This is a genomic window from Niveibacterium terrae, from assembly GCF_048213115.1.
GTDB classification, from domain to species: Bacteria; Pseudomonadota; Gammaproteobacteria; order Burkholderiales; family Rhodocyclaceae; genus Niveibacterium; species Niveibacterium terrae.
Genome location: NZ_CP172404.1, coordinates 2,400,454 through 2,426,576, shown reverse-complemented (window position 1 = coordinate 2,426,576; position 26,123 = coordinate 2,400,454). Strand labels below are relative to the sequence as shown.

The window sequence follows — 26,123 nt, the reverse complement described above, 5'->3', positions numbered from 1 at the left end:
TTTTGACGATGACCGAATTGAGCGAACTGAAGTTGACCCTGGCCCGGCTGATCGTCGAGAGCTGCGAGAAAGACCTGGACCCGGCGAGCCTCGCTGCGGACGAGCCCTTGTTCGGCAGCGGAACGCGGCTTGCGCTCGATTCGCTCGACGCGCTGCAGCTGTCGATGGCACTGCAGAAGCGCTACGGGGTGCGTCTGGCCGACAGCAAGGAGACGCGGCGCATCTTCGCGAGTCTCACTTCGCTCGCCGAGTTCGTCGCGGGTCTGGAAGCGCGCGGATGAGGATCCTTGCCCGGGCGCTCGCGAGCGCCGGCGGAGCCGATCTCGCCGCTGCGACGGATGCGGCGCTCGCCGCGCGGGTGCCGACCACGCGGCGCGAAGGCCGGCGCTTCGGCGCGATAGAGGGCTTTGACGGCGCCTGGCCCGAGCGTCTCGCCGCGCTCGCGAAGCCGCTCTTCGCCCGGCTGCGCGACGTGAGCGGCCTCACTGACGCGCAGTGGCAGGCGATGCCGCTCTTTCTGGGCTCTTCGTCGCACTTCATCGGCTGGGCCGAGACCTCGTCGCTCGACGCTCTGCCGCTGACCAGCCCGGCCGAACTGAGCGCTCATCTGGCAGATCTTGCCGGCCTTCGCGCTCATCCCTTCTGTTTCGGCTCGGCCTGTGTCGCAAGCCTCGCCGCGCTCGATGCGGCGGTGCTCGAACTCGCGTCAAGGCGCTGCCAGCACGCGCTGGTGCTGGGGCTGGAACTCGGCAACCGCTACACCCGGGAAGGCTTCGCATCGCTGGGTCTGCTCGGCGAAGACCTGTGCCGGCCGCTCGATCGCGACCGGGACGGACTGATGCTCGGCGAGGCGCTCGCCGGCCTGATCCTGTCCCGCGCAGACGGGCCAGGCTGGCGGGTTTCGGGCCGGGGCTGGAGCATGGACGCGAGCGGGCCGACCGCGGCCGATCTGTCCGGCGCGCCGGTCGCCGCAGCGATAGCGCAAGCGCTGGCGCGCGCGAACTGCCCGCCCGAAGCGATTTCTCTGATCAAGCTGCACGGAGCGGGAAGTCCGCTCACCGACGGCGCCGAGCTTGCGGGGCTGCGCCGTGTTTTCAAGGCGCTGCCGCCCTGCGTCTCGCTCAAACCCGTTCTGGGGCACTGCCTGGGCGCGAGCGGGATCGCCGAACTGAATCTCATATCTTCTTGCCTCGACCGGGGCGAGATTCCGCCGACCGCGGGTTTCGTGAGCGCCGACCCGGACCTCGACCTCGCTCCGGCGGCTCGCCAGCTCTGGCAGGGCGGGGCGGTGCTGGGCGTCTGGCTCGGTTTCGGGGGCCAGACCGCGGCCCTGGTGCTGGAGAGTGAACCATGATCCCGTTTGCCCGCGCGAGCGTCGAACTGACGCCCGAGGCCGCCCGCGCGAAGATCCGCGCCCGCCTGGGCCACCTTCCCCGGCGCATGGGCTCTTTCGCCGAGCTGGCCCTGGCCGGCCTGCTCGAACTGCCCGAGCCGCTGCCGGGCTGCGCCCTGATCCTCGGCACTTCGACCGGCCCGCGCGCCGAGACCCGGCTCGCCCTGGAAGATCTCGGAGCGGGACTCGCGCTGATGCCCTTCGGCTTCATCCAGTCGCAGATCGGCGTGAGCCTTGCCGCGCTCGCCGCCCAGTGCCCAGGCCTTGCCCGGGCGACGACGGTCTTTGTGTCGGGTTCGTTCTGGCCCGAGGCCGAAGCGCTCGCCGCCGGCTGGCTTGCGGAAGGCCTGCCCCAGGTTTTCGCCGGTTTCGTCGAGTGTCGCGACGCAGCGGCGGGGATTTCGGCCTGGTCGTGCTGGCAGGCGAAGGACTGTTGATACATTGCTGTGCTTGAATGGGGTTTCCCCAGAATCCAAGGAGAGAAAAACATGAAATACCGGTTAATGGTGGCGCTGCTGACCTCGCTCTTCGCGCTGGGCGCCCAGGCGCGCGACACCGAACTTCACCTGTCCATCGATGAAGCGATGGCGTCGACGGATGCGAAGGCCAAGCTCGACTCCGGGGTCAAGTTTTTCTTTGCGAACCAGAAGACTCCGGCGATCGAGAAGAGCTTTGGCGAGGATTCGACGAACAAGAAGACCAACGCTTTCGGCAAGAGCGACGAGGAGGCCTGCCGCTGGGCTTTCCTGTCGGCGATGATCCAGTTGCAGAACCGCGCCCGTCAGCTAGGCGCCGATGCCGTCGTCGATATCGAGAGCTTCTACAAGCGCGACGCCGAAAAGAGCGCGACCGACTACGAATGCCACGCTGGCGCCGTGCTGGCCGGTGTTGCACTCAAGGGACGCTTCGTGAAGCTGGCGGCGAAACGCGCCGAGGCCGCCGCTCCGGCCGACGCGAGCACGCCGACCGACAAGGGCAAGAAGTCCGGTTCGCGCAAGAGGCACTGAGTTGTGTGGCGCGGGGGCCAGCAGCTCGCCCCCGCGATTTGATCTGACCGCAGTTGTGCGGTCTTTTTTCGAGGCGGGGCGCTCGCAGCGTGTAAAGTCGCGCATTTGCAAGATCCTCCGAGATAGAAGGGCATGAGTACAGTATTCCCCCTGTTGTCCGCAGACGATGTGCTGCTTGACCTGAAGGTCGCCGGTCGCAGCGGCCTGTTCGCCGAAATCGCTCAGAACATAGAGACGCGCTACGGCCTGCCTCATGCGCTCGTCGCGGAGAAGCTCAGCGCCCGCGAGAAGCTGGGTTCGACCGGTCTGGGACACGGAGTCGCGATCCCCCATGCCCGCCTTACCGAAGCGAGCCGCCCGTTCGCGGTGTTCGCGCGCACCCAGTTTCCGATCGCGTTCGACGCGCCCGACAGCAAGCCGGTCTCCGATTTCATGGTCCTGATCGTGCCCAACGATTCGCCTGAGTTGCATCTTCAGCTGCTCTCGCGGCTCGCCGGAAAGTTCAATGACCGGGTCTTTCGCGAGCGGCTGCGTGCGGCGACCGATCCGGTGACGATCGCAACGCTGCTGTCGCTGATGAAGGGAGGCGAGTGATGGAAGACGATTCTCTCTCCTCGACGCAGAGGGCGGACATCATTGCCGAGGCCCTGCCTTTCATCCAGAGCCTTCACGGCCGCACGCTGGTCGTCAAGATCGGCGGCCAGGCCGTCGCCGACGCTGCACTCAAATCCGGCTTTGCCCGCGATGTCGCGCTGCTGCAGCTCGTCGGCATCCATCTGGTGCTGGTCCACGGTGGCGGCCCGAACATTCCGGTCTTCCTCGACCGGGTCAGGCCGGACGCCGGGGCCGACGCGACGACCCGGGATGTCATCGAGATGGTGCTCGGCGAGCTGAACCAGGAACTGGTCGCACTGATCAACCGCCACGGCGGCAAGGCTGTCGGTTTGAGCGGTCTCGACGGCCCTCTGGTCCAGGCCGTCCCGCTCGGGTCGAGCGAGGATTCCGGCGCCGATCATGGCCGGGTATCGAAAGTCGATCCCGAGATCATCACTCTGCTGCAGTCGCGCAATTTCTCGCCGGTGATCATGCCGATCGCGGCCGGCCCGGACGGTGAAGCGATCTTTGTCGATGCTGACGATGTGGCTTCCCGGCTCGCCCAGGCGCTGGGCGCCGAGAAGCTGGTCGTGATGACCGACGAGCCAGGCATCCTCGACGACGAAGGCCGGCCGCTCGCCGACCTGTCGGTGGCCGAGGCGCTGGTGCTGGTCGGCGAGGGCGGTCTGCTCAGCGCTGACCAGAAGGTCCGCCTTGGCGCGATCGTCGATGCGCTGCAGAGCGGAGTCGGCTCGGCCCATCTGACCGATGCGCGCCTGCCCAGCGCCTTGCTGCTCGAAATCCTCAGCAGCGAAGGCAGCGGTACGCTGATCCATTCGCGGCGCAAGTCGCACTTCGGCGCCGATACCTTGAAGTACTTCGGTGACAACTGATGATCTGAGCGGGGAGGCCGCGATGCGCGTTCATGTCCTTCAGCATGTGCCCTTCGAGGCTCTCGGCTCTATCGACGCCTGGCTGGCGGCCCGGGATGCCCGGGTATCCTGGACCCGCATTTACGAGTCGGCCGCTCTGCCCGCGCTCGCCGAGTTCGATCTGCTGATCGTGCTGGGCGGGCCGATGAGCGTCCATGACGGGGAACTCCATCCCTGGCTCGCCGACGAGGAAGCCTTGATCGGCGAGGCGGTTCGCGCCGGCAAAGCGGTGCTCGGGATCTGCCTGGGCGCCCAGCTGATCGCGAGCAGCCTCGGCGCGGCGGTTCATCGCGGCACGCACAAGGAGATCGGCTTCTTTGCGATTGAGGCCGTCGCCTCCACGGACGCCAAAGCCTTCCGCTTCCCCGATTCGGTCGAAGTCTTCCACTGGCACGGCGAGACCTTCGCGCTGCCCGACGGGGCGGTCCTTCTCGCGAAGAGTACGGCCTGCGCACATCAGGCTTTCCAGTTCGGGCCGCGCGCGATCGCTCTGCAGTTTCACCTGGAGACGACTGCCGCGAGCGCCGCGCTGATGCTCGAACACTGCGCCGACGAGCTGATCCCCGGTCCGTTCATCCAGTCCGCCGAGGCGATCCGCGCCCGGCCCGCCGCGCGCTACGCTCAGATCAATGCGCTGATGGGCGAGGTTCTGGACTACCTGGTCCGCCCCTAGCGGCGAGCCGGCCGTCGACGAGGGATATCTGCCGGTCGGCCGCGGCCGCGAAGTTCGCGTCGTGGGTCACCGCGACGACGGTCTTGCCCCTCAGGCTGGCCAGATCGCGGAGGATCTGGCGCACGTTCCGGCTGGACACCGAATCGAGGTTGCCGGTCGGCTCGTCGGCGAGGATCACCGGTGGATCGTTGGCCAGCGCCCGGGCGACCGCGACTCTCTGCCTCTGTCCGCCCGAGAGCTGGTGCGGACGCTTGGCCAGATGCGCGGACAGGTCCAGCTCGGCGAGCAGCGCTTCGGCTCTTTTGCGTGCCGCAACTTCGCTGAGGCGGCCGAGGCGGCGCATCGGCAGCATCACGTTGTCGAGCGCGCTGAACTCGGCGAGCAGGAAGTGGAACTGGAACACGAAGCCCAGCTTCGCGAGCCGCGTCTCGCACAGCGCATCGTCGCTCAATCCTCCGGTCGGCACTCCGTCCAGCCAGATCCGTCCCGATGTCGGCAGATCAAGCAGACCCAGCAGATAGAGCAGCGAGGACTTTCCCGATCCCGAAGGCCCCATGATTGCGACGAACTCGCCCTCGGGAATCTCCAGGCTGATGTCCTCGATCAGCGTCACCGGCACTTCGCCGTGCAGCACGCGGTTGAGCTGCTCGGCGCGGATCGCGATCATGCCGCGCCTCTCAAGATCTCGACCGGATGGACGGATCCGGCGCGCAGCGCCGGCAGATAGGCCGCCGCGAGACAGGCGCCCAGCGCGAAGGCCGCCGCGATCAGGTATTGCTCGGCGCCCCACCAGATCGGCATATGGACCGGGTCGGTGATCCCCGGCGGGCGCAGCTCGATCTGCGCGAGCAGCTTCATCATGCCCAGGCCCAGCAGCTCGCCCAGCGCGCAACCGATCAGGCCGACGATCAGGCCTTCGAGCAGGAAGATCCGCCGCACGTCGCGGGCATGAAAACCCATCGCTTTCATGATCGCGATGTCGTGAATCTTCTCGAACACGATCGTCGACAACGTGTTGTAGATGCCGAAGGCGGCGACCAGCAGGATCGCGAGCACGACGCTGTACATGATCAGGTTGCGGACCAGCAGCAGGCTCAGGATGTCCTCGGAAGCCTCTATCCACGAGACCGCCTTGTAGCCGGTCTCGCGTTCGATCCGGAGCGCGATTTCGCGGGCCAGGTTCGCGTCTTCGAGCTGGATGATGAAGCGGTTGACGCGGTTGGGACGGCCCAACAGGGTCTGGGCGCGTTTGAGCAGCGTATAGGTCTGGCCCTCGTCGTAGGCGGCGTTGCCGCTGCGGAAGATGCCGACGACCTGCAGGCTGCGGCTGCCGCTGTCGGTCGCGACGACGCTGACGGTCGAACCCATCCTGAGGCTGAACTTGTCGGCGAGCCCCCGGCCGATGATGATACCGTTCGGGTTCGCGGCCAGCGCTTCGAGCGAACCGCTGACGATCTTCTCCTCGATCGTGCTGACCCGCTTCATTTTCGCCGGCACGATTCCCGACAGCGACACGCTCTGCTGTCGGCCAGCGAAGACCAGAACCACCGATCCGCTCAGCACCGGCGCCACTCTGAGGCCGGGGATCGCTTCGACGCGGGCGAGCCGGGAGCGGTAGCCGCGTATGCCGCGGGTTTCGCTCTGCGGCTTGACGTGGCGAACCTCGACCGCCCCGGTCGGGTAGGCCTTGACCGCGGGTTGGCGGGCCGGGTGGCGGTATTCGTCCGAGACCGTGATGTGCGGGCTGTTGTCGATCAGGCGCTTGATGAAGTCCTTCTCCGAGCCGCGCATCAGCGAGGACACGGCCAGGAAGAAGGCGACGCCGAGCACGACTCCGCTCAGCGACACCAGGGTCTGGCGCTTCCTCTGTCCCAGATGGGCGAGGGCGATGTCGAGCGCGATCGTGCTCACGGCAGGGCTCGTGCGCGTGCGCCTTCGCGCAGCGCGGCCTCGTCGCCGAGCACGATCCACTCGTCTTCGGCAAGGCCCTTGCGTACCTCGACGCGCGCATCGCCTGCTGCGCCGGTTTCGACCGCACGGCGCGCGAGCCGCCCATCGCGCAGGATCCACACCGAGCTGCCGTGCAGCGCTGCGCTCGGGATCAGCAAGGCCTTGTCGCGCTCGCCGAGGATCACGTTCGTATCGACGGTCATCCCGACCATCATCCCGGCTGGCGCATCCACGCTAACCCTGACCCGGTAGCTGCGCGCGAGCGGATCGCCCTTGGGCGTGATGGCGTGGATGCGGCCCGTGAAGATCCGGCCCGGCCTGGCGTCCGAACTCATCAGCACCTTCTGACCCACGCGGATGCGTGCGATGTCCTCCTCGTCGACTTCGGCGGCCACTCTGAGCGGCGCGCAGCAGGAGAGTGTGAACACGGTCTGGCCCGCGGCGACGTACTGGCCGATCTCGCCGTCGCGGCGAATGATCAGGCCGGCAGCCGGAGCGCTCAGCGCCAGGTAGTCGCGCTGAACCCGGGCGCGGCGCAGCGCCGCTTCGGCCGCATCGCGTTCGCTGCGGCTGCGGTCGAGCTCGGCGGCGGACAGGAAGTTCCGGGCGACCAGGCGGCGGGTCCGCTCGAACTGCGCTCGGGTATAGTCGGCGCGTGCCGCCAGCTCGCGTATGCCCTGGGTCAGGTCTTCATCGTCGAGCCGTGCGAGCACTTCGCCGGCCTTGACCTGACTGCCTTCATCGGCCTTGAGCTCGGCGATCCGGCCGCTGCTGCGCGGCGCGATGGGCAGCATCACGGTCGGCTCGACCGTTCCGGTCGCATAGACCGCATCGATCGCGGGGCCGCGCGTGGGGTGGACGACGGCGACCTGGCGCGGGGCAAAGACGAACCAGGCTGCGCTCGCCGTGGCGGCGACGAGGCTGGCGATCAGCGCGAATTGTCCTGTCCGTCCCACGGCCCATCCTCGTTGTCCTGTCTAGTCAGGATAGGCGAGGAGGCGCTCGGCGGCATCGTCCAGAGAATCGGGGTCCAGCTTGGCAAGTTTGAGCGTGCGCGCCTGAGCGAGCCGCGCGAAGTTGTATTTCTGTGATTTGGCGTAGAGCGGATCGTAGTGCCGGCTCAACAGTTCGCCGAGCAGTTCCTTGATCCGTCCTTCGACGACCAGGACCTGCCAGCGCGCCAGCGTCTCGCGGCTGTGCAGCGCTGCGAGGCTCGCAAGGCAGTCGAGCAGCGTCGCCTTGTCATCGCCCAGGTGCGCGTAATCGCGGAGCAGAAAGGCAATCCGCGCATCGAGGCTCGCCTCGATGACGACGCAGGTGCTGGAGCGGATGACCTGGATCAGGCTCTCGGGAACCTGGAGCCTGCCGATCTTCCGGCTTTCCGCTTCGACGTAGATCGGGCGTTCGGGCTCGAAGGCGAGCAGGCGTTCGGCGATCGCGGTCTCGAAGGCTTTCTGGCTGGGCTGGGGCCGGCCCGGGATCGCGCCGAGCACCGAGCCACGGTGGCAGGCCAGCTCTTCCAGATCGAGCACCTGCTCGCCGCGCGCGGCGAGTGCGGCGAGCAGCGCGGTCTTGCCGCTGCCGGTCGGGCCGCAGACCACGCGCCAGCGAAGCTCGGCGGGGAGCTCGGCGATCGTGCTGAGCACGAAGTTCCGGTAGGGCTTGTAGCCCCCGATCAGCTGGCAGGCATCCCAGCCGATCTGCCTCATCACCAGCGTGAAGGCGCCGCTGCGCTGACCGCCGCGCCAGCAGTAGATCAGCGGCCGCCAAGTGCGCGGCTTGTCCTGGAAGTGCGCGCGCAGATGGCGGGCGATGTTCTCGGCGACCAGAGCCGCGCCCAACTTGCGCGCTTCGAAGGGCGAGCTCTGCACGAAAAGCGTGCCGATCCGGGCGCGCTCCTCGTCGTCGAGCACCGGGCAGTTGATCGCGCCGGGGATGTGGTCTTCGGCGTATTCGGCCGGAGAGCGCACATCGATGATCGCGTCAAAGGAGGAGACGTCTTCGAGTCGGGCGAGACCGCGGGGCGAGGTCATGAGTGAGCGGGCTGGTTGGCGAGGGTAGAATCTTCGGCCATTCTTCGACGATCCGGGGATCAAATGGACATCAGGCTGACTCAATTTTCTCACGGCGGCGGCTGTGGCTGCAAAATCGCGCCCGCCGTGCTCGCCGAACTGCTCGCCCACGCCCCGGCCGGGATCCTGCCGCCCGAGCTGATGGTCGGCAACGACAGCGCCGACGATGCGGCCGTCTATCGGCTCAACGACAGTCTGGCGCTGATCGCGACGACCGACTTCTTCACGCCGATCGTCGACGATCCCTTCGATTTCGGGCGGATCGCGGCGACCAATGCGATCTCGGACGTCTATGCGATGGGCGGTCGGCCGATCATGGCGCTGTCGCTGGTCGGCATGCCTCTGGACAAGCTGCCGCTGGAGGCGATCGGCAAGATCCTCGAAGGCGGCGCCGCGATTTGCCGCGAAGCCGGAATCCCGATCGCCGGCGGGCACTCGATCGACATCCTGGAACCGGTCTATGGCCTCGTCGTGATGGGCCTTGTCCATCCCGACCGGGTGAGGCGCAACATCGATGCGCGGGACGGCGATGTGCTGATCCTCGGCAAGCCGCTGGGGGTCGGCATCCTGTCGGCGGCGCTGAAGAAGGGCTTGCTCGATGACGACGGCTATCGCGAGATGATCCGCCATACGACCCGGCTCAACCGGGTCGGCGAAGAGCTCGCCGGAATCGACTCAGTCCATGCGCTGACCGACGTGACGGGCTTCGGCCTGCTCGGGCACCTGCTCGAAATCTGCCGGGGTTCTTCGCTGGCCGCGCAGATCGAATTCGCGAAGCTGCCGCTGATAGCGTGGGCCTGCGCCTTCGCCCGTGAAGGCATCAAGACCGGAGCGTCGAGCCGCAACTGGAGCGGCTACGGGGCGCAGGTTTCGCTGCCCGCCGCGTTTGAGCCGTGGCAGCAGGCCTTGCTGACCGACCCGCAGACTTCGGGCGGGCTGCTGGTCTCCTGCGCGGCGGCCGCGGTACCCGAAGTGCTCGCCGCTTTTCACGCGTCGGGCTTTAGTGAAGCCTGTGCGATTGGCCGTCTTGAGGCCGGGCCGGCGGGAGTTTGCGTGCTCTGATTCAGAGCGCTTCGGCGTCGGCCCAGCAGTTGGGCGTCTCGTAGAGGCGCACGCGTTCGAGCCTGAGCCGACCCTGGTAGCGCTCTTCAAAGAGCGGCGCGAGCGTCGTGAAGGCGAGGCGGGCGAGGTTTTCGGCGGTCGGGATCGCCGGCACGACGACGGTCTTGTGCCCGGGCAGGCTTTCGAGAAAATCGCGGATCACGCTGTCGCCTTGATAGACCAGGAAGGCGTGATCCCAGCGCGAGACGATGTGCTCACTGACGATCGTCTTGATGTCCGAGAAGTCCAGCACCATGCCCTCGTTCGCCGCGCCGGCGTCCGCGACCGTGTCGCCGGCGAGGCTGACCTCAAGGACGTAGCGGTGGCCGTGGAGGTTGCGGCACTGGCTGCCGTGCTGGGGGATCCGGTGTCCGGCGTCGAATTCGAGTCGGCGAGTGATCTTCATGGGGGGCCTGAGTCGGGAGAGAGCTACACAAACAAACGGCACCATACCTCAAAAGGGTAGGTGCCGCGTGCTTCGATGCTGCTGGGGCCGGAGAGTTCCGGCCGGCGTGAAATCGCGTGTCGCTCAGGCCTTCTTCTTGTTGGCGCGAGCTTCCTTCTTCAGCGTCTTGAGCAGTTCAGGGTTCGCGTTCTTCAGGTACTCGATCACGTCCAGCTCTTCGCGCTTGACCTTGCCCGGATCGATCTGTTCGACGTGGACCAGCTTGAGCAGGGCCTGAACAGGGCGGGGGATGTTGCGGCCGCTCTCGTAGCGCGAACCGCCGCTCTGCGTGACGCCGATCTTCGACCAGAACTGGGACTGGTTCATGCCGAGCTTGCGGCGGATTTCGCGGACGTCAACTTCCTTGTCAGTACTTTTCATGTGCATGGCCTCTGTCGGTTTGGAGCGCTTGTGGCGCTGTGAGCGGTGGGGGCGAGACTGCCTCAGCACCGAACTATGGCGCAAGTATAAAGCAATATGTTATTGCCATAGCATCAGAGCGGTATCCGATCGTTACGGCGCTGTTAAATAATGTCAAAATTCGGGTGGGTATGACAAGCGCCAGGATGTTGTAAACTCGCAAGCTCCTAGCAGCCCACGGTTACTCACAATGGCACTCATTGTTCAGAAGTACGGCGGTACCTCGGTAGGCAGCACCGAGCGCATCCGCAACGTTGCAAAGCGGATCGCGCGCTTCCGGCGCGAAGGACACAAGCTCGTCATCGTCGTCTCGGCGATGACCGGCGAGACGAACCGCCTGATCGGCCTGGCCAAGGAAATCCAGGCCAACCCCGATCCGCGCGAGCTCGACGTGGTCGTCTCGACCGGAGAGCAGGTCACGATCGGTCTGCTCGCGATGGCCCTGAAGGAAGAGGGCGTCAATGCGCGCAGCTATACCGGCGGACAGGTTCGCATCCTGACCGACAGCGCTTTCACGAAGGCGCGGATCCTGAACATCGACGAGAAGAAGATCCTCGCCGATCTCGATGAAGGCCAGGTCGTCATCGTGGCCGGCTTCCAGGGCGTCGACGAGGAAGGCAACATCACGACTCTGGGGCGCGGTGGTTCGGACACGACGGGCGTTGCGCTCGCCGCCGCGCTCTGCGCTGACGAGTGCCAGATCTACACGGACGTCGACGGGGTCTATACGACCGATCCGCGGGTCGTCCCCGAAGCGCGCAAGCTCGACAAGATCACGTTCGAGGAAATGCTGGAGATGGCGAGCCTGGGCTCGAAGGTCCTGCAGATCCGTTCCGTCGAGTTCGCGGGCAAGTACAAGGTCAAACTTCGCGTATTGTCGAGCTTCCAGGAGGAAGGCGAAGGCACGCTCATCACCGTTGAGGAAGACATCAGCATGGAACAGCCGATCATCTCGGGAATCGCCTTCAGCCGCGACGAGGCCAAGCTCACCGTTCTGGGCGTGCCCGACCGCCCCGGCATCGCCTACCAGATCCTGGGCCCGATCGCCGATGCGAATTTGGATGTCGACATGATCATCCAGAATGTCGGTCGCGACGGCACGACCGATTTCTCCTTCACCGTCAATCGCCCCGAGTTCGAAAAGGCGAAGGCCGTGCTCGAGAAGGTCAAGGAGCACATCGGTGCCCGCGAAGTGATCGGCGACCGCAGCATCTGCAAGGTTTCGGCAGTCGGCGTCGGCATGCGCTCCCATCCGGGGGTCGCGAGCAAGATGTTCCGCGTGCTGGCCGAAGAGGGCATCAATATCCTGATGATCTCGACTTCGGAGATCAAGATCTCGGTCGTCATCAACGAGAAGTACCTTGAGCTGGCCGTTCGCATCCTGCACAAGGCATTCGACCTCGATCAAATCGACTGAGCCGGGTTGACGCGACAAGAGTGGCCCTGTATTATCGCCACTCTTGTTTGGAGAGGTGGCCGAGTGGTCGAAGGCACTCCCCTGCTAAGGGAGCATAGGGCCAAAAAGCTCTATCGAGGGTTCGAATCCCTCCTTCTCCGCCAAACAGTTGTTGCAGAAAAGCAGGATCTAGGTTAATATCCTTCGCTCTTCGCAGTGCATCCGTAGCTCAGCTGGATAGAGTACCTGGCTACGAACCAGGGGGTCGGGCGTTCGAATCGCTCCGGATGCACCAAATGATTCAGGCAAAAGCCCATTCTTCGGAATGGGCTTTTTGCTTTTGATTGATTCACTGCGCCCGGTGTCGGCGGAGGGCGTGATGAAAGTGGTTTTGTGGAATTGATTCGGGAATTTGAATCCGGACTCTGGACATTCTCTTTTTATTCCAGTATTATCTTGTTTCTTCGCAGTGCATCCGTAGCTCAGCTGGATAGAGTACCTGGCTACGAACCAGGGGGTCGGGCGTTCGAATCGCTCCGGATGCACCAAAAGCTTCAAGCAAAAAGCCCATTCTCCGGAATGGGCTTTTTGCTATGCGCTCACTTGCCCGATCCGGATGGGGGGCGCTGATTGCGCTCTGCCCAGGCGAGCAGGGCCGGACTCAGCCGCGGGAGTTCGGTATTGAAGCCGGATGCCCTCGCGTAATTGAGCAGCAGAGAGGCCGGACCTTGCGCGATGACCGCTTTCAGGCCCGCTTCGCCTTGGGCTTTCTCGATTCCATACGCGAAGAGCATTCCGGATATCGCCGCATACTTGTCCCAATAGGGGCCCAGATTCGCCTGGGAGATGAGTCTCTCCGTGGCGCTGCCATTGTCGATCGCGGTCAATGCGTTCTCCAGATCGCGCAGTGCCTTTTTGGCCCGTTCGACCGGAAAACCCTCACGCATCAGCGAATCCCGGCTGGCGAGAAAATGCGCGATCCCTTCGTTCAGAGTCAGATCGAGCATCTCCTCCTCTTGAGAGCGCGGGTGTTTGAGCGCCGTGCGGCGTGGCTCCGAGGCTTGGTACCAGGCATAGAAAACGTGAAAGAGTTCGTGCCGGAGTACCTGATAGCAGTCCTTGGCCACGGTTTTCGCGTCGCCCTTGTAGAGCGTCGAAATCAGCAGCGCATTGACCAGGATGACGGGCTCACCTTCTTCATCGCTGAGCAAGGGGTCGCCGTTGCGGAACACGAAATTGCGCTGATACATGTCCGCCCAGACCGGGATCCCGTTGGCGACGACATAGACCTTCGCTGTCCGGTCGGGCATGGGCGGAAAGAGACCGGCGACATCGCGGACCAGCGCACCGACATCCCATTTGCTGATTTCGACCGCGAGTGCAGCGACCCGCTCGCGGGAGGGTTTTGCCACTTTTTCTTTCGGCACTGCGCCGAAACTCGGAATCGCCGCCTGGGCCATTCTGCCTCCCGTCGTCGCCGCGCTTGCGGCGTTCCATACGGAGGGATCATCGGGGTGGAGTTCGCTGGCGGCGAGCCAGGCTTGCAGAGCCGAGGCGTCGATCAGCACGGATGGCGAACTGGCGTGGGCGGCGAACGCGCAGAACAGCGCGGCGGTGGCGAGGAGAGAGCGGAGCATGGTCGTCGAAGTTTCCCTAAGAGCGAGCATTCTTGCCCCGGAGCGGCGATCTCACAACCGGGCTTTGTATCATTGAGTCGCGCGGCAGGCTTTGCGCTATGCTCGCCGGATCGGGCGCGGTAGAGCGCTCCAGAGGAGGGAGGCTTGACGATGAAACGCTGTTTGCTCTTCGCGCTGCTGGCGCTCGTGCTGACCCAGGTCCACGCCGAGGACGCCTCGCACATCGCCCGGGTTACGCTCTATCCGGGCAGTGCGACGGTCGAGCGCGTCGCGCGTGTCGCGCCCGGAGCGAAGACTCTGCGGATAGACGGTCTGCCCGCCGGTTTCGACGCCCGGACGATTCGCGTCGAAGCCGATCCGGGCATCCGCCTCGGCGAACTCTCGGTGCTCGACGCCGCGCGCGCCGATGCGCTGAACCCGCGCCAGGCCGAACTGGAGGCGAAGCTCGTCGAACTCGGCGATGCGATCGCACTGCTCGACACCGAGCGCCAGTCCGCCGAACTCGTCACCGGCTATCTGAAGGGCCTCGGCGCGGAGGCGAAGAGCGCGGCGCCGATCCGCGACCTGACCCAGACTCTGACCGCGATCCGTTCGGGTGGGCGCGATGCCTATGCCCGGATCGCGAAGGTCGCGGTCCAGAAGCGTTCGTTCGAAAAGCAGAAAGCGGTTCTGGAGCAGGAACTCGCGAAGCTCGCAGAGCAGGGCAACGAAGCGCGCGCACTGACGCTCGCGCTCGCCGCCGAGAAGGCCGGCGAAGTCCGGATCAGCTATCAGATCAGCGGTCCGGGCTGGCAGAGCGTCTATCGTGCCAGCCTCGATTCCGCGTCCGCGCGCGTCACGATCGAACGCCAGGCGCAGATCGCGCAGATGAGCGGCGAGGACTGGAGCAATGTCGCGCTTCGCCTCTCGACCGGTCAGCCCAGCCATTCTCCCCAGGCTCAGCCTCCGCGGTCCTGGCTCGTGTCGCTGCGCGAACCGCGGCCTGTCTTCGAGTCGATGGCCGCTCCAATGGCCGCGGCCCCCGCGCCGTCGCCGGCGCCCGCGATGGCCAAGCGGGCCCGCACCGACGATGCGCTGTTCGAGGTGGCCGAGCTGCAGACCGAATTCGCGACCGAGTTCGAAGTGCCGGCGAAGATCTCGCTGCCCTCCGACGGACGCCGGGTCACGGTGAGTCTGTCCAAGATTACGGTGCCGGTCGGGCTGCGCGTGCAGAGCGTGCCGCGCCAGGATCCGAACGCCTACATCGTCGCGAGCGCCGCGCGTCCCGAGGGCGTCTGGTTGCCCGGTGAAGTCCAGCTCTATCGCGATGGCGCCTATATCGGCGCGACGCGCTGGAGCGCCGAGCAGGGCGAGAAGCTCGAGCTGCCCTTCGGGCGCGACGATCTGGTCCGCGTCAAGGTGAACGCTGCGCCGCAGCTGAGCGCTCGTGGGGGGCTGATCGGCCAGCGGCGCGAGCGCCGGATTGCCAGCGAGTATGTGATCACGAACCGCCACCATCAGGCGGTCGATCTGCTGCTGCTCGAACCCGCACCGGTCAGCGCCAACGATCTTCTGAAGGTCGAATCCCGCTTCTCGCCGCCTCCGACGACGCGCGACTGGGAGAAGAAGGCCGGCGTGATGGCCTGGCAGATGAAGCTCGCGCCCGGCGCGAGCCAGAGCATCAGTGTCGATTACACGCTCGACTGGCCCAAGGACAGCCAGCCCCAGGGTTTCTGAGCGCGTTCAGTCGGGGAGGGCAAGTCTTTCGGTGTGCAGCCGCCCGTCGCGGATCTGATAGCGGGCGACCGTGATCCTCTCGCGGATCGCCGGGCTCAGCACGCCGAGCAGGATTTGCTGCATCGCTGCCTTGTCCGGAAAGGCCTTGCGGATCTGCTGCTCCAGATGGGCCGCGATCCGCGCGAAACCGGGGGCGCGGTTGAGCCGCGCGGCGCAGTCGTGCGCCAGATCCTCATGGCGCGTCAGCACCTGACGCAGGAAGAGCCAGTGCAGCGCCAGCGTGAAGCCGTGCCCGTCCGCGCCGCGGATCGCCTCCGCGCATTCCCTGACCCACCACGCTTCCGAGTCCGCGTGGGCGGCGATCTCCTCGGGCACGACGAAGAGGTGCTCCAGCGCGTTTTCGAGCAGCAAGATGGTCTGTGCCTGGGCGTGCTCGGCGCCGGCCTGGGGGAAGAACTTCGGCGCCGATTCGAGCACATTGCGCTTCAGGTGGATCAGCTCGTGCGAGGCGATCCGCGCGTTCAGCGCGTCGCGCGCGAAGCGGATCGTGATCGAGGTGTGCCGCGGGTCGATGTCCAGCACTGCTGACGCGCGCGCGAAATCCGGATTCGCACGGATGAAGGCTTCGTCGAATGGCGCCGCGACGACCTCGATTCCGGTCAGCGCCCGCACTTTTTCGGGTACCTCGCGCAGCTCGGCGGGGATCGCATTGAGGATGGCTTCGGGAAACAGGGCGGACATGCGGGGAAGCGGGAAAGGGAGACGGGGAGTCTAGCATCGCGAAGCTTCGGGCCCACCGCGGACCAAGAGTCGATCCGCGCGGAGTCTGGTCTCGGACGCCGTATTCCGGGTGGGCGGTGATGTCGCCACGGCTCATCGCACTGTCGGGAAAATTTACACAACGACAGGGAGCCTGATTTGAAAGCTGTCCAGGCTTTTGATTCAAAAAAGGATTTTTCCCTGGCGCGAAGCTTGCTCATCGGCGGTGCCGACATAATATGAGGAGAGCGCATCATGAAAGTGAAGCAACTGATCGCCGCGGCCTTGCTTCTGCTGGGCTTCTGCATCAACGCCTACGCGAACCCGATTCTCACCGATCTTCCCGCGTCGACCTATGTCACGAAGGATGGGCTGGACTGGACCTGGGCATCGCCGGTTAATGAGGAATCCTGGATTAGCAACACTTTGTATGCCCCGAGCCTGCATGACGGCTGGCGCTTCGCGACCGACGCCGAGCTGGCCCAGGCTCCGACCTTGGCGGACTTCGACAACGGCGCGATCCAGTCCGTCGCGTACTGGAATTCCTTCTTTACCCACGTGGATAAAATCGATCTGGCGTCAGGATTCTATGCCAGCACTTGGGGGCATGCTTACTACGAAACCCTGTACGTCCGGGACACGATAGACATCCCCGAACCGCAGAGCCTGGCCTTGCTGGGTCTCGGTCTGCTGGGCCTGATCGGAGCGGTCCACCGCAAGGCCTGAATTTGCTTTCCCTCTGGCGCGGGGGCGGCAGCCGCCTTCGCCCAGGCCGTGAAGCTTGTCCTGATGCGCCCGGGATGGCCCGGCCCAGGACGTACCTGTCCGGACAAACGCTGCCTGGACGGATTCCTGCCAATTTTGCTCAGAGGATCGCGCGATGCCCCGATTTTCCCGAAAGAGCCTTCTCTGCCTGCTCGCACTCATCGCCGCACCGGTCTGGGCGATGCCGCTGAACGCTCTCGAAATCCTGCAGCAGTTCAACCTGGTCGTGCTGGGTGATGCGACTTCGAGCAGCCACGTCCATGGCCGCAGCTATATCGAAGGCGATGCGCTCGGCAAGGGCAGGGCCGAATTCGGCGAGGATGCAAAGCTTGCCGCGTCCGCCTATGCCGGAACGACGGTGCTCGGCAGCCTCAGCAATTTCACCGTCAACAACGGTGGTCTGACCGTGGCCGGAAACGCGGCGCACGGCATCGTTAACAGCGGCACCTCCCGCGTGCGGGGCGATGTCGAGGATGTGATCTTCAACGGCAGCGCCGAGGTCGACGGGACGGCGCGCGATGCGATCTTCAACGGGGGGCGGATCGCCGCGTCGGCCGGCCCGCAGTCCTTTCCAGCCTCAACGCTGAAGGGCACCGACTTTCGCGACGTGCTGAGCCGGGAGTCCGATGCGATCAGGGATCTGGCCGCAAACAGCAAGGCCTCGCGTCAGGGTTCCAGGCTCGCGTTCAAGGCCACGCCCGATGCGAACGGCGTTGCGGTCTTCACGCTGGACAGCCTGGCTGGCATCTCCGAGTTCAGCTTCGACATCGGAAGCGATACCCGGTCCGTGCTGATCAACTGCGGCATCGCGTCGGCGGATCTGGCGATCAACTTCCTCGGCGGCAGCGCGCAGAGCCTGGGCGGCAAGCTGCTCTGGAACTTCTACGACGCGACGCGCCTCTCCTTCTCGGCGCAGTGGGGCGGTGCGATCCTCGCGACCGATGCCTTCGTCACGAACTCCGCCGATATCGAAGGCACGCTGATCGCCAACAAGGCCTCGATCAACGGCGAGATCCATCAGAACGCCTTCACCGGCGAACTCCCGCCCGGAAACCGGACGCCTGAACCCGCCTCGCTGGCTCTGTTCGGTGTCGGTCTGCTGGGCCTGATCGCCGTACGGCGCCGGGCCTGAGTTCCCTCTTGAAAGGGCGGCCGGAATGGCTGCCCCTGCCGATCAATTCCCGCTTGATCCGTCGGGCTGGCCGAAGCCGCTCTCTATCCAGGCGGTAGCGCTCTGTTTGCTGAATTTGAAGCCCGGCCCGACCCGCACCTCGCCCAGTTGCTCGCCCGCCTCGTCCTGGGCGCTCAAGAGCGCATAGGGATCGTCCTCGTCGGGCACGATGTCGAACGCGACCTCAATCAGCCCGGCCTCCGTGCTGACCGTCAGACGCTTGTGGTGCATCGCGTGCAGATGCTGTTCGTGCCGGCGCAGCACTTCGGAGGCGGTCTTCACGAGCGTGCTGAAGGCCGCGGCGTCGAGCGGCTTCGGATTCTTCTTGTCGCGGCCCATCGTCCACGGGCCGACCAGCGCCGGCTCGGGCTCACCATCGAGGATCATCTCGACGGCCCAGCCGTCGTCATCGATGTTCTCGATGACGCGCGCCGTCCAGCCCCTGTCGTGCCAGAGCCTGTCCTGATGGATCGCGGGCAGGCCGTCGGCTTCTTCATTCGCGGGATTCTGTGTCATGGCGGGATTGTACGGGGATGGCGGGCGGAAGGCGCGGGAAGGGAGGCAAAGAGGATTTTGATTCAGCGCATCCGGCCAAAGGAGCTGCTAGTTCTTCGGAATCCTGTTGATCCCGGATGAAGAGGGGAGTCCCGACTAGGGGGGCAACACATTGATTGGCGATCTCTGATGCGCGATACTGCCCGGACAAATTGTTGATGCCCGGCCCTGCCAAATTCAGCGCTTGCGAGGAGAGTAATGAAGGATCTTCCTGCCTCAGATCTGAAAACCATCCTCCACTCCAAGCGGGCCAATCTTTACTACCTGCAGCACTGCCGTGTGCTGGTCAATGGCGGGAGAGTCGAATTCATCACCGATGAGGGAAAGCGTTCCTTGTACTGGAACATCCCCATCGCCAACACAACGAGCGTGTTGCTAGGTACAGGGACTTCGATCACTCAGGCGGCCATGCGCGAATTAGCGAAAGCCGGGGTGCTTGTCGGCTTCTGCGGTGGTGGCGGAACGCCACTGTTTTCAGCCAATGAAGTCGACATTGAAGTCGCCTGGTTTTCGCCGCAGAGCGAATATCGTCCGACCGAGTATTTGCAGTGGTGGGTGCGATTCTGGTTCGACGATGCCTTGCGTCTCGAGGCTGCAAAACTCATCCAACGTACTCGGATTGAGCGATTGCGCGAGCATTGGTTGAAAAGCCGTGTGTTGAGAGATGCGGGTTTCTGCATCGATGGTGCTCAGTTTGAATCTGCGCTTGAACATAGTTTGCGGGGAATAGACTCCGCTCCCGATGTGACCAACCTGCTCACTGAAGAAGCCCGCCTGACGAAGAAGCTCTTCAAGTGCGCAGCGCAGGCCATGCACTACGGAGATTTCGTGCGCGGTAGTCGAGGAGAGGCTGACGATCCGGCCAATCGTTTTCTGGATCACGGAAACTATCTCGCCTATGGCCTTGGGGCTACCGCAACCTGGGTTCTGGGTATTCCGCATGGCTTGGCTGTACTGCATGGCAAGACGCGCCGCGGCGGTCTGGTCTTTGACGTCGCCGATCTGGTCAAGGATGCCGTTGTGCTCCCACAGGCTTTCATCTCCGCGATGCGAGGCGATGATGAACAGCAATTCCGCCAGGCTTGCATCGAGAGTCTGACGCGTACGGAATCGCTCGACTTCATGATCGATACACTCAAACTGATCGCTGAGCGGCTTGGGAGGTCGCCAGCGTGAACGTTCTGCTGATCTCCCAGTGCAGCAAAAATGCCCTGACCGAAACCCGCCGAATTCTCGATCAGTTTGCCGAACGGCGTGGAGAGCGAACCTGGCAGACCCCGATTACGCAGCAGGGGTTGGATACTCTGCGCCGCCTGCTCAGGAAGACCGCGCGCAAGAATACCGCCGTGGCCTGTCATTGGATTCGCGGTTTGGATCACAGCGAACTCTTGTGGATTGTCGGTGATGCAAGCCAGTTCAATGCGCAAGGCGCAGTGCCAACCAATTCGACCACTCGCAACGTGTTGCGCAGACAGGACGAAAACGACTGGCATACGGGGGAAGATATCCGCCTGCTGGCAGCTTTGGCGGCGCTGCTTCATGATCTGGGCAAGGCCAGTCGGGCTTTTCAGAAACGCCTGACGGCACGGGCTCAGATCGAACGCAATCAGTATCGTCACGAGTGGGTGTCGTTGCGTCTGTTTCAGGCCTTCGTTGGCGAGGGGGACGACGAACAGTGGCTGCGTCGTCTGATCGAGCCCTCCGCTGGGGATGATGCGAGCTGGTTGATGCTTCCGCGTCTGCAGCGCGATGGCTTGGATCCGGAAGCTGACAAACCCTTATCCCGTCTTCCGCCTTTGGCGCGTGCGCTCGGCTGGTTGGTGCTCACCCATCACCGCCTGCCTGTAAAACCTGAACGCGATGAACATGGCGCGTGGCGGCCACTGGGAGCCAAACTGCGTGGTTTCCGCAGCAGTCAGATAGCCGATCTGCTCGGGAGTATCGATGCGCAGTGGAACGAGCTGCTCAGCAGCGAGGATCCGCAGATCATCAAGCCGTACTGGATCTTCGATCATGGCTTGCCGGTTACTTCTGTGCCGTGGCGCAAGCGTGCGGCACGACTCGCTCGGCGTTTGTTGGATCGCCTGCCGAGTATGTGCGACGGGGGCTGGCTGAACGACCCTTATGTAATGCATGTCGCACGGCTGGGCTTGATGCTGGCCGATCACCACTATTCCGGTTTGATGGAGCAGCCGCCGCGTCTCTGCGGTGAGGAAAACTACCCACTCCATGCCAATACTCGCCGCGATACGGGCGAGACCAACCAGACTCTTGATGAGCACCTGTTGGGCGTCGAGAAACACGCCAGCCTCATCGTGCATGCGCTGCCAGATCTGGCGCCAAACCTGCCGCATCTGGCGCGTCATCGAGGCTTGAAACAGCGTGCCAGCGTTGAGCGTTTCCAGTGGCAGAACAAGGCTGCCGATATTGCCGCGAGTGTTTGCGAACGTTCGATGCGGAAGGGTTTCTTCGGGGTCAACATGGCGTCCACTGGCTGTGGCAAAACCCTCGCCAATGTGCGCATCATGAACGCACTGGCTGATCCTCAGCAGGGATTGCGCTGTGCCATTGCGCTGGGTCTGCGCACCCTCACCCTGCAGACGGGGCAGGCCCTGCGCGGTTTGCTGGGTCTGGGGGATGACGAAGTTGCGATCCGTGTTGGAGGAGCCGCAAGTCGTGAGCTTTTCGAACACTATGTGCGCCAGGCGGAGCGCAGTGGTTCCGAATCCAGGCAAGACCTGCTGCCGGATGAAGGGGGTGTGCTATTTGAAGGCAACAGCGATCACGCTGTTCTATCTCGTCTGACAAATGACGCGCGTGTCCGCTCCTTGCTTGCGGCGCCTATTCTGGTCTGCACTGTGGACCACCTTGTGCCTGCGACCGAAAGCCAACGCGGCGGGCACCAGATCGTGCCGATGTTGCGCTTGATGAGCGGCGACCTCGTATTGGATGAACTCGATGATTTCGATATCGACGACCTGCCGGCGCTGACGCGTTTGGTATATTGGACTGGATTGCTCGGAAGCCGGGTGCTGCTGTCTTCAGCCACATTGCCGCCGGCAATTGTCGAGGGGATGTTCGCCGCCTATCGTGCGGGGCGCGAGATCTACCAGCGGAACCGCGGGGAATCGCCCGGTGCGCCGACCGATATCAGCTGCGCCTGGTTCGATGAATTTGGTGCCCAGTCCCAAACCTGCGCTGATACGGGCGTCTTCGAGGTCGCACACCTTGCCTTCGCCAAGACCCGGCACGCCAAACTGGGTCAGGCTGAGCCACGTCGTTTGACGCGCCTTGTCGAGCTCTCCGCCAGCGGGCGCGGCAAGGCCGCGACTCGCCAGGCCTTTGCGGCCGCTGTCCGCGAGCAAGCCCTTGTCCTGCATGCGATTCATCACAGCCTTGATCCTCGCAGCGGAAAGCGCGTCAGCTTTGGCCTCGTGCGCATGGCCAATATCGAGCCCTTGGTCGATGTCGCGCTGGCTTTGTATGCGCTCGGTGTGCCTGATGGGACGCATATTCACCTGTGCGTATACCACTCGCAGTTTCCTCTGCTACTTCGCTCAGCCATGGAGAGCCGGCTCGATGCCGCGCTCGATCGCCGCGACGAAAATGCGGTGTTTTCGTTGCCTGACATCCGTCTGCGGCTTGATGCCCATCCCGAACCGGATCAGCTATTCATCGTGCTCGGAAGTCCCGTGACCGAGGTCGGTCGAGACCACGACTACGACTGGGCCGTGGTTGAACCGTCTTCGATGCGTTCGCTGATTCAGCTTGCTGGGCGTGTACGGCGCCACCGCATTGGTGCGTGCAAAGAGCCGAACATCGTGTTGTTTGAGACCAATGTTCGTCACCAGGAACGGCCGGACAAGGCTGCCTTCTGCAGGCCAGGTTTCGAGATGGATGAGGGGGCTTTCCATTTGGACGACCACTCTTTGCGCACTCTGCTCGCCGACGATGAACGCACTACGCTGGATGCCCGCCCGCGCATCTTACCGCGTCAAAAATCTGAGTGGCTCCCGAATAGAAGTCTTGTCGATCTGGAGCATGCACGGCTGAGTGCCCAGATGCTGCCGGCCCCGCCGCCAGCCCCGTTGTCGGCGCGTGATTTGCGCATCGGCAAGAAGCCTTCCGATGGCACCCCGATCAATGCCTGCAGCTTTTGGACGCAGCCTTTGGCGCATCTGACGGCCGTACTGCCGCAGCAACAGCGTTTTCGTGAGGAGAATGCGCCTGATGTCGATCTGGTTTTGCTGCCGGATGAAGCCGGCGAGGACTATGTGCTGAAGCTCATCCGCGATGGTAAGGATCTGGTCGGCGGGCGTGCAGGTGAGAATGTGTTCGTTGACGCGCCCGAAACCCGTATCGACGAGACGTTGGTACGAGGGGCGAACATCAGTTCTTGGGGTGCGGTCAGTTATATGGACGAACTCGTCCGCTTGGCGGATGAACTCGGGCTATCGCTTTATGCCTGTGCCCGCCGCTATGGAACGCTCAGCATTCGTAAAAGTGAGCAGGGCTGGCGCTTTCACCCCGCGCTGGGGTTCAGCGGCAAACCAGTGATCACTGGGTGAGCGGGTTGCGATCTACTCGTAGTGTGTCCACAGGCGGAGAACCTTTACCGTGTGCTCGGCTTCGAGTACCTGATAGACCAGGCGGTGCTGGATGTTGATGCGCCGCGAAAGCGCTCCCGCGAGATCTCCGACCAGCTTTTCGACGGGAGGGGGCGACTGGAATGGGTCGTGTTCGAGAATGGACAGCAGTATCTGTGCCTTTCCCTTCAACCCGGTCGCAGCGAGCTTGCGTGCGTCCTTCTGGGCCTGCTTTGTGAAAACCAGCGCCCAGCTCACCAGTCGAGACTCTTGGCGCACTCGCTTGCGGGCTCGGCCATTCCGTCCCGGATGGATTCTCGCATCCCTGGGACCGACAGCAGGAGCAGGGTTTCCTGGATCGCCGACCAGTCTTCCTCGGAAACCAGCACGGCGTTGTGGCGCCTGCCCGAGATCAGTATTGGCTCGTGCGACTCCGCCGTCTCATCCATCAGGCGGTAGAGGGTGGCTCTGGCTTCGCTGGCAGAGAGAGAGGGCATGACATGCCTCCATAGAGTAAGCATCTATCGTACGTTAATCCGTACGCTTTTGGCAAGTGATCTGCCTGTTTCCGTTTTCAGTATACGAAGACAAAGGATTTCCAATGAACGACCCATTCATCGATCGTCGGGAGGCCTACCGCGTGTTGATCGAGCGCTTCCTCAAGGAGCGGCTCGACGCCAGGCGGGAAAAGTTGCCCGACGACGATCCCTTGCGCGACGAACTGCCCTCCTTGTTCGAACGCGCCACCTGGTTGGCCGATGCCGCTCGCCGGGTCGGCCAGATCCAGGCCGTCACCCATTCGCTCAAACCCATCCACCCCGATGCTCGTGGCACCAATCTCTACTGTGCTCCGTCCTCTCTTCGCCAACATGTTGAAGTGGGCAGCCATGTTCTCGGTCAGGACTTTTCTGCCGATGTCGTGGGCAATGCCGCGGCGCTCGATGTCTATAAGTTCCTGCGCCTGGAAATTGAAGGGCGTAGCTTGCTCGATGGTATGTTGGCGGGCGACGCGAGCCTCGCTGCCGCGCTGAGCGATGATGCCGACGAAGCCGCCGCATGGATTGAGGCCTTTACCGGTCTGATCCGACCTCGTGGCAATCCGGCGAGCCATACTCTTGCCAAACAACTCTACTGGTTGGTCGGCGACGATCCGCTTCAGGACAGCCAGTACCATCTGCTCGCTCCGCTCTACGCGAGTTCCTTGGCCCATCGAGTCTTTCTGACGCTCAACGAGGATCGCTTCGGAGAGGCAGGCAAAGCCGCGCGGCAGGCGCGTCGCGACAAAGAAGATCATCCGGTCGGTTTTGCCGAGTATCCGAACCTGGCAGTACAGAAGCTCGGAGGGACTAAGCCGCAGAACATCAGCCAGCTCAACAGCGAGCGGCGCGGCAACAACTACCTGCTCGGCTCGCTCCCTCCACAGTGGAAGTCCCGAGCGGTTCGGGCGCTATGGCATACGGAATCGGCTTTTCCTCGTTTCGGCCAGCGCGAGCAGGTGCGCGAGGCGATCAAGGAGCTGCGCCTTTTCCTTGAGAGCAATCCCGAGCCGACGCTGGAAACCCGTGATCGGCGCGATGCCTATCTCGATGTGCTGCTCGATGAACTCGTCTGTTTTTCCCGCGAATTTCAGGAAGAGCTGCCGACCGGTTGGACGGCTGAACCGGACTGCGAACTGGAGGAAGCCGAGCAGCTTTGGCTCGACCCCTTCCGGGCGGAAACTGATGAAGACTTCAAGAGCAAATGGCAAGGGATGGACTGGCCTGCCGGGATAGGCCAGCGTTTCGGGCGTTGGCTCAACTCGAAACTGGATAAGCGCTTGCCTCTGGGCGAAATAGAGCAGCGCCAGTGGGCCAAGGAGCTGCTCGTCGATGAGACATGGGCCGCCCGTTTGCACAAGACGCGCAAAAAAATGGATGCGCCGACTTACATTCAGGCGAGGAGGGCATCGTAATGGAATCTCTTCCTTCCAGCTCCGGCCTGCTCGTCCTGCCCTGGCTGCGTGTGCAGAGCGCCAACGCGATCTCCAGTCCACTGACTCACGGTTTTCCGGCCATCAGCGCATTCCTCGGTTTGATGTGGGCGTTGGAGCGCAAATTGGCGGGGCGCTTCGAGATCGGCTTCGATAGCGTGGGCGTGATCTGCCATCGCCATGAAGAACTGGTCACCGAAAGCGGCTACACGCGCGCCTTTCGACTGACCCGCAATCCGGTGGGCAAAGACGGCAGCACGGCCGCTATCGTCGAAGAGGGGCGCATCCATCTGGAGATAACGCTGGTATTTGGTATCAGCGGGGGCATCGTCAATCAGTCCGATGAAGCGCGCGATGCCTGTGCCCGCGAGGTGGCCGAAACCCTTGCCCATATGCGCATTGCGGGGGGTAGCGTGCTGCCATCAGCCGCAGGGGGGCAACGAGCGCCAAGTATGTTGGTCATTCCGGAGGAAGGGGCCGAGGCGGCAGCGCTGTTCCGTCGGCTGCGCCGCAGTTGGCTTCCGGGTTTCGCGTTGGTCAGCCGGGATGATCTCGTCGCGGAGCGTTTGGTGAGCCTGCGCGGCGAGCAGCCGAAAGCTTCCGCGCTGGACGCCTGGCTGGATCTGTCGCGTTTCAACTGGAAACCGGAATCTGTCGAGGTTCGCGATTCGGAGACCGGCGAGCTGCACTCGACACACATCGAGTGGCATCACGACCGCAAAGGCTGGCTTGTGCCCATTCCGGTCGGATATGGGGCGCTATCGCCTCTGCAATCCCCTGGTGCGATTGCCAACGCGCGCGATGCGACGACGTCGTTTCGTTTCGTTGAAAGCCTCTACTCCCTCGGCGAGTGGGTCGCACCTCATCGGCTTACAGGCATCCAACAATTGCTGTGGTATAGCCACGCCGATCCTGATGCCGGCCTCTATCGCGTGCGCAACGACTATTCGCTTACCGCCGAATCCACTCATTCGAACTGAAT

The 26,123-nt window shown here is 63.8% G+C and carries 27 protein-coding genes and 3 tRNA genes; 19 read left to right on the top strand and 11 right to left on the bottom strand.

What is annotated here, in order from left to right; all coding sequences use genetic code 11:
- Nucleotides 1-8: 8 nt before the first annotated feature.
- The 7 genes from ACHFB9_RS11225 (at nt 9) to ACHFB9_RS11195 (ending at nt 4,599) form a co-directional block, all read left to right on the top strand.
- Nucleotides 9-281, top strand: a complete 273-nt coding sequence (locus tag ACHFB9_RS11225; protein ID WP_417067195.1) for a phosphopantetheine-binding protein — start codon at nt 9-11, stop codon at nt 279-281.
- Nucleotides 278-1,354 carry a beta-ketoacyl synthase N-terminal-like domain-containing protein gene (locus tag ACHFB9_RS11220; RefSeq protein WP_417067194.1) on the top strand — a complete coding sequence of 359 codons (1,077 nt, stop codon included), beginning with the start codon at nt 278-280 and terminating at the stop codon, nt 1,352-1,354. Before ACHFB9_RS11225 ends, ACHFB9_RS11220 begins: the two co-directional genes overlap by 4 nt.
- Nucleotides 1,351-1,830, top strand: coding sequence for a hypothetical protein (locus tag ACHFB9_RS11215; RefSeq protein ID WP_417067193.1), 480 nt, complete (start codon nt 1,351-1,353; stop codon nt 1,828-1,830). The genes ACHFB9_RS11220 and ACHFB9_RS11215 overlap by 4 nt, the downstream gene beginning before the upstream one ends.
- Before the next feature lie 51 nt (nt 1,831-1,881).
- The gene (locus ACHFB9_RS11210; protein WP_417067192.1) at nt 1,882-2,400 is read left to right on the top strand and encodes a hypothetical protein; all 519 of its coding nucleotides are present in this window, start codon (nt 1,882-1,884) and stop codon (nt 2,398-2,400) included.
- 132 nt (nt 2,401-2,532) lie between these two features.
- Nucleotides 2,533-2,994, top strand: a complete 462-nt coding sequence (locus tag ACHFB9_RS11205; protein ID WP_417067190.1) for a PTS sugar transporter subunit IIA — start codon at nt 2,533-2,535, stop codon at nt 2,992-2,994.
- Nucleotides 2,994-3,887, top strand: coding sequence for an acetylglutamate kinase (locus ACHFB9_RS11200; RefSeq protein ID WP_417067188.1), 894 nt, complete (start codon nt 2,994-2,996; stop codon nt 3,885-3,887). The genes ACHFB9_RS11205 and ACHFB9_RS11200 overlap by 1 nt, the downstream gene beginning before the upstream one ends.
- 22 nt (nt 3,888-3,909) lie before the next feature.
- Nucleotides 3,910-4,599, top strand: a complete 690-nt coding sequence (locus tag ACHFB9_RS11195; RefSeq protein WP_417067187.1) for a type 1 glutamine amidotransferase — start codon at nt 3,910-3,912, stop codon at nt 4,597-4,599.
- Here the strand turns inward: ACHFB9_RS11195 and ACHFB9_RS11190 are convergent.
- The 4 genes from ACHFB9_RS11190 to mnmH are packed head-to-tail and all read right to left on the bottom strand — an operon-like array spanning nt 4,553 to nt 8,582.
- Entirely contained in the window at nt 4,553-5,266 is a 714-nt protein-coding gene (locus ACHFB9_RS11190; RefSeq protein ID WP_417067185.1) for an ABC transporter ATP-binding protein, read from the bottom strand. The two genes, ACHFB9_RS11195 and ACHFB9_RS11190, sit on opposite strands and share 47 nt — an antisense overlap.
- Nucleotides 5,263-6,510, bottom strand: coding sequence for an ABC transporter permease (locus tag ACHFB9_RS11185; RefSeq protein WP_417067183.1), 1,248 nt, complete (start codon nt 6,508-6,510; stop codon nt 5,263-5,265). Before ACHFB9_RS11185 ends, ACHFB9_RS11190 begins: the two co-directional genes overlap by 4 nt.
- Nucleotides 6,507-7,505 carry an efflux RND transporter periplasmic adaptor subunit gene (locus ACHFB9_RS11180; protein WP_417067181.1) on the bottom strand — a complete coding sequence of 333 codons (999 nt, stop codon included), beginning with the start codon at nt 7,503-7,505 and terminating at the stop codon, nt 6,507-6,509. Before ACHFB9_RS11180 ends, ACHFB9_RS11185 begins: the two co-directional genes overlap by 4 nt.
- Before the next feature lie 21 nt (nt 7,506-7,526).
- A complete protein-coding gene (mnmH, locus tag ACHFB9_RS11175; protein WP_417067180.1) occupies nt 7,527-8,582 on the bottom strand; it encodes a tRNA 2-selenouridine(34) synthase MnmH in 1,056 nt (351 codons plus the stop codon).
- A 63-nt stretch (nt 8,583-8,645) separates the two neighbouring features.
- Between mnmH and selD the strand changes: the two genes are divergently transcribed.
- Entirely contained in the window at nt 8,646-9,683 is a 1,038-nt protein-coding gene (selD, locus tag ACHFB9_RS11170; RefSeq protein WP_417067179.1) for a selenide, water dikinase SelD, read from the top strand.
- 1 nt (nt 9,684) lies between these two features.
- Here the strand turns inward: selD and queD are convergent, their stop codons facing one another.
- On the bottom strand, nt 9,685-10,128 hold the full coding sequence (gene queD / locus ACHFB9_RS11165) for a 6-carboxytetrahydropterin synthase QueD (RefSeq protein WP_417067178.1): 444 nt from the start codon (nt 10,126-10,128) through the stop codon (nt 9,685-9,687).
- A gap of 123 nt (nt 10,129-10,251) precedes the next feature.
- The gene (locus ACHFB9_RS11160) at nt 10,252-10,548 is read right to left on the bottom strand and encodes a helix-turn-helix domain-containing protein (protein WP_417067177.1); all 297 of its coding nucleotides are present in this window, start codon (nt 10,546-10,548) and stop codon (nt 10,252-10,254) included.
- A gap of 229 nt (nt 10,549-10,777) precedes the next feature.
- Between ACHFB9_RS11160 and ACHFB9_RS11155 the strand changes: the two genes are divergently transcribed.
- The 4 genes from ACHFB9_RS11155 to ACHFB9_RS11140 all read left to right on the top strand — a co-directional run bounded on the left by ACHFB9_RS11155 (nt 10,778) and on the right by ACHFB9_RS11140 (nt 12,531).
- The gene (locus ACHFB9_RS11155; RefSeq protein ID WP_417067176.1) at nt 10,778-12,004 is read left to right on the top strand and encodes an aspartate kinase; all 1,227 of its coding nucleotides are present in this window, start codon (nt 10,778-10,780) and stop codon (nt 12,002-12,004) included.
- A 49-nt stretch (nt 12,005-12,053) separates the two neighbouring features.
- Nucleotides 12,054-12,147: transfer RNA gene (locus tag ACHFB9_RS11150), tRNA-Ser, on the top strand.
- A gap of 54 nt (nt 12,148-12,201) precedes the next feature.
- A tRNA-Arg gene (locus ACHFB9_RS11145) sits at nt 12,202-12,278 on the top strand.
- Nucleotides 12,279-12,454: 176 nt separating this feature from the next.
- Nucleotides 12,455-12,531, top strand: a tRNA-Arg gene (locus ACHFB9_RS11140).
- A 51-nt stretch (nt 12,532-12,582) separates the two neighbouring features.
- Here the strand turns inward: ACHFB9_RS11140 and ACHFB9_RS11135 are convergent.
- Nucleotides 12,583-13,620: a DUF5700 domain-containing putative Zn-dependent protease gene (locus ACHFB9_RS11135; protein ID WP_417067174.1), complete on the bottom strand. Its 1,038-nt coding sequence runs from the start codon at nt 13,618-13,620 to the stop codon at nt 12,583-12,585.
- Between the two features lie 150 nt (nt 13,621-13,770).
- Here ACHFB9_RS11135 and ACHFB9_RS11130 point away from each other — a divergent pair, with 150 nt between their 5' ends.
- A complete protein-coding gene (locus ACHFB9_RS11130) occupies nt 13,771-15,336 on the top strand; it encodes a DUF4139 domain-containing protein (RefSeq protein ID WP_417067173.1) in 1,566 nt (521 codons plus the stop codon).
- Nucleotides 15,337-15,342: 6 nt separating this feature from the next.
- Here ACHFB9_RS11130 and ACHFB9_RS11125 read toward each other — a convergent pair whose 3' ends face one another.
- The gene (locus ACHFB9_RS11125) at nt 15,343-16,077 is read right to left on the bottom strand and encodes a hypothetical protein (protein ID WP_417067172.1); all 735 of its coding nucleotides are present in this window, start codon (nt 16,075-16,077) and stop codon (nt 15,343-15,345) included.
- Nucleotides 16,078-16,350: 273 nt separating this feature from the next.
- Between ACHFB9_RS11125 and ACHFB9_RS11120 the strand changes: the two genes are divergently transcribed.
- Together ACHFB9_RS11120 and ACHFB9_RS11115 are read left to right on the top strand one after the other, a co-directional pair.
- Nucleotides 16,351-16,821 (top strand): PEP-CTERM sorting domain-containing protein, encoded by a 471-nt coding sequence (locus ACHFB9_RS11120; RefSeq protein ID WP_417067170.1) that lies wholly within the window; start codon nt 16,351-16,353, stop codon nt 16,819-16,821.
- Between the two features lie 154 nt (nt 16,822-16,975).
- Nucleotides 16,976-17,992, top strand: a complete 1,017-nt coding sequence (locus ACHFB9_RS11115) for a collagen-binding domain-containing protein (RefSeq protein WP_417067169.1) — start codon at nt 16,976-16,978, stop codon at nt 17,990-17,992.
- A 42-nt stretch (nt 17,993-18,034) separates the two neighbouring features.
- Here ACHFB9_RS11115 and ACHFB9_RS11110 read toward each other — a convergent pair whose 3' ends face one another.
- Nucleotides 18,035-18,547: a hypothetical protein gene (locus tag ACHFB9_RS11110; protein ID WP_417067167.1), complete on the bottom strand. Its 513-nt coding sequence runs from the start codon at nt 18,545-18,547 to the stop codon at nt 18,035-18,037.
- A 237-nt stretch (nt 18,548-18,784) separates the two neighbouring features.
- Between ACHFB9_RS11110 and cas1f the strand changes: the two genes are divergently transcribed.
- Together cas1f and cas3f are read left to right on the top strand one after the other, a co-directional pair.
- Complete coding sequence (gene cas1f, locus ACHFB9_RS11105; RefSeq protein ID WP_417067166.1) at nt 18,785-19,762, top strand: type I-F CRISPR-associated endonuclease Cas1f; 978 nt, start codon at nt 18,785-18,787, stop codon at nt 19,760-19,762.
- Nucleotides 19,759-23,154: a type I-F CRISPR-associated helicase Cas3f gene (gene cas3f, locus ACHFB9_RS11100; RefSeq protein WP_417067165.1), complete on the top strand. Its 3,396-nt coding sequence runs from the start codon at nt 19,759-19,761 to the stop codon at nt 23,152-23,154. Before cas1f ends, cas3f begins: the two co-directional genes overlap by 4 nt.
- Nucleotides 23,155-23,166: 12 nt before the next feature.
- Here cas3f and ACHFB9_RS11095 read toward each other — a convergent pair whose 3' ends face one another.
- Both ACHFB9_RS11095 and ACHFB9_RS11090 read right to left on the bottom strand, forming a co-directional pair.
- Nucleotides 23,167-23,430, bottom strand: coding sequence for a Txe/YoeB family addiction module toxin (locus tag ACHFB9_RS11095; protein WP_417067164.1), 264 nt, complete (start codon nt 23,428-23,430; stop codon nt 23,167-23,169).
- A complete protein-coding gene (locus ACHFB9_RS11090) occupies nt 23,427-23,669 on the bottom strand; it encodes a type II toxin-antitoxin system Phd/YefM family antitoxin (RefSeq protein WP_417067163.1) in 243 nt (80 codons plus the stop codon). Before ACHFB9_RS11090 ends, ACHFB9_RS11095 begins: the two co-directional genes overlap by 4 nt.
- A gap of 56 nt (nt 23,670-23,725) precedes the next feature.
- Here ACHFB9_RS11090 and csy1 point away from each other — a divergent pair, with 56 nt between their 5' ends.
- Together csy1 and csy2 are read left to right on the top strand one after the other, a co-directional pair.
- Nucleotides 23,726-25,123 carry a type I-F CRISPR-associated protein Csy1 gene (gene csy1 / locus ACHFB9_RS11085; RefSeq protein WP_417067161.1) on the top strand — a complete coding sequence of 466 codons (1,398 nt, stop codon included), beginning with the start codon at nt 23,726-23,728 and terminating at the stop codon, nt 25,121-25,123.
- Nucleotides 25,123-26,121, top strand: coding sequence for a type I-F CRISPR-associated protein Csy2 (csy2, locus tag ACHFB9_RS11080; RefSeq protein ID WP_417067160.1), 999 nt, complete (start codon nt 25,123-25,125; stop codon nt 26,119-26,121). The genes csy1 and csy2 overlap by 1 nt, the downstream gene beginning before the upstream one ends.
- Nucleotides 26,122-26,123 lie beyond the last annotated feature (2 nt).

What these genes read in the sequence shown, in the direction of transcription:
- ACHFB9_RS11200 (WP_417067188.1), top strand. Translation starts at nt 2,994, where the DNA reads ATGGAAGACGATTCTCTCTCCTCGACGCAGAGGGCGGACATCATTGCC.
- ACHFB9_RS11215 (WP_417067193.1), top strand. Translation starts at nt 1,351, where the DNA reads ATGATCCCGTTTGCCCGCGCGAGCGTCGAACTGACGCCCGAGGCCGCC.
- ACHFB9_RS11125 (WP_417067172.1), bottom strand. Translation starts at nt 16,077, where the DNA reads ATGTCCGCCCTGTTTCCCGAAGCCATCCTCAATGCGATCCCCGCCGAG.
- csy2 (WP_417067160.1), top strand. Translation starts at nt 25,123, where the DNA reads ATGGAATCTCTTCCTTCCAGCTCCGGCCTGCTCGTCCTGCCCTGGCTG.
- ACHFB9_RS11190 (WP_417067185.1), bottom strand. Translation starts at nt 5,266, where the DNA reads ATGATCGCGATCCGCGCCGAGCAGCTCAACCGCGTGCTGCACGGCGAA.
- ACHFB9_RS11115 (WP_417067169.1), top strand. Translation starts at nt 16,976, where the DNA reads ATGCCCCGATTTTCCCGAAAGAGCCTTCTCTGCCTGCTCGCACTCATC.
- ACHFB9_RS11160 (WP_417067177.1), bottom strand. Translation starts at nt 10,548, where the DNA reads ATGAAAAGTACTGACAAGGAAGTTGACGTCCGCGAAATCCGCCGCAAG.
- ACHFB9_RS11090 (WP_417067163.1), bottom strand. Translation starts at nt 23,669, where the DNA reads ATGCCCTCTCTCTCTGCCAGCGAAGCCAGAGCCACCCTCTACCGCCTG.
- ACHFB9_RS11205 (WP_417067190.1), top strand. Translation starts at nt 2,533, where the DNA reads ATGAGTACAGTATTCCCCCTGTTGTCCGCAGACGATGTGCTGCTTGAC.
- ACHFB9_RS11110 (WP_417067167.1), bottom strand. Translation starts at nt 18,547, where the DNA reads ATGACACAGAATCCCGCGAATGAAGAAGCCGACGGCCTGCCCGCGATC.
- selD (WP_417067179.1), top strand. Translation starts at nt 8,646, where the DNA reads ATGGACATCAGGCTGACTCAATTTTCTCACGGCGGCGGCTGTGGCTGC.
- mnmH (WP_417067180.1), bottom strand. Translation starts at nt 8,582, where the DNA reads ATGACCTCGCCCCGCGGTCTCGCCCGACTCGAAGACGTCTCCTCCTTT.
- ACHFB9_RS11130 (WP_417067173.1), top strand. Translation starts at nt 13,771, where the DNA reads ATGAAACGCTGTTTGCTCTTCGCGCTGCTGGCGCTCGTGCTGACCCAG.
- ACHFB9_RS11210 (WP_417067192.1), top strand. Translation starts at nt 1,882, where the DNA reads ATGAAATACCGGTTAATGGTGGCGCTGCTGACCTCGCTCTTCGCGCTG.
- ACHFB9_RS11135 (WP_417067174.1), bottom strand. Translation starts at nt 13,620, where the DNA reads ATGCTCCGCTCTCTCCTCGCCACCGCCGCGCTGTTCTGCGCGTTCGCC.
- ACHFB9_RS11195 (WP_417067187.1), top strand. Translation starts at nt 3,910, where the DNA reads ATGCGCGTTCATGTCCTTCAGCATGTGCCCTTCGAGGCTCTCGGCTCT.
- ACHFB9_RS11220 (WP_417067194.1), top strand. Translation starts at nt 278, where the DNA reads ATGAGGATCCTTGCCCGGGCGCTCGCGAGCGCCGGCGGAGCCGATCTC.
- ACHFB9_RS11120 (WP_417067170.1), top strand. Translation starts at nt 16,351, where the DNA reads ATGAAAGTGAAGCAACTGATCGCCGCGGCCTTGCTTCTGCTGGGCTTC.
- ACHFB9_RS11225 (WP_417067195.1), top strand. Translation starts at nt 9, where the DNA reads ATGACCGAATTGAGCGAACTGAAGTTGACCCTGGCCCGGCTGATCGTC.
- ACHFB9_RS11155 (WP_417067176.1), top strand. Translation starts at nt 10,778, where the DNA reads ATGGCACTCATTGTTCAGAAGTACGGCGGTACCTCGGTAGGCAGCACC.
- cas1f (WP_417067166.1), top strand. Translation starts at nt 18,785, where the DNA reads ATGAAGGATCTTCCTGCCTCAGATCTGAAAACCATCCTCCACTCCAAG.
- queD (WP_417067178.1), bottom strand. Translation starts at nt 10,128, where the DNA reads ATGAAGATCACTCGCCGACTCGAATTCGACGCCGGACACCGGATCCCC.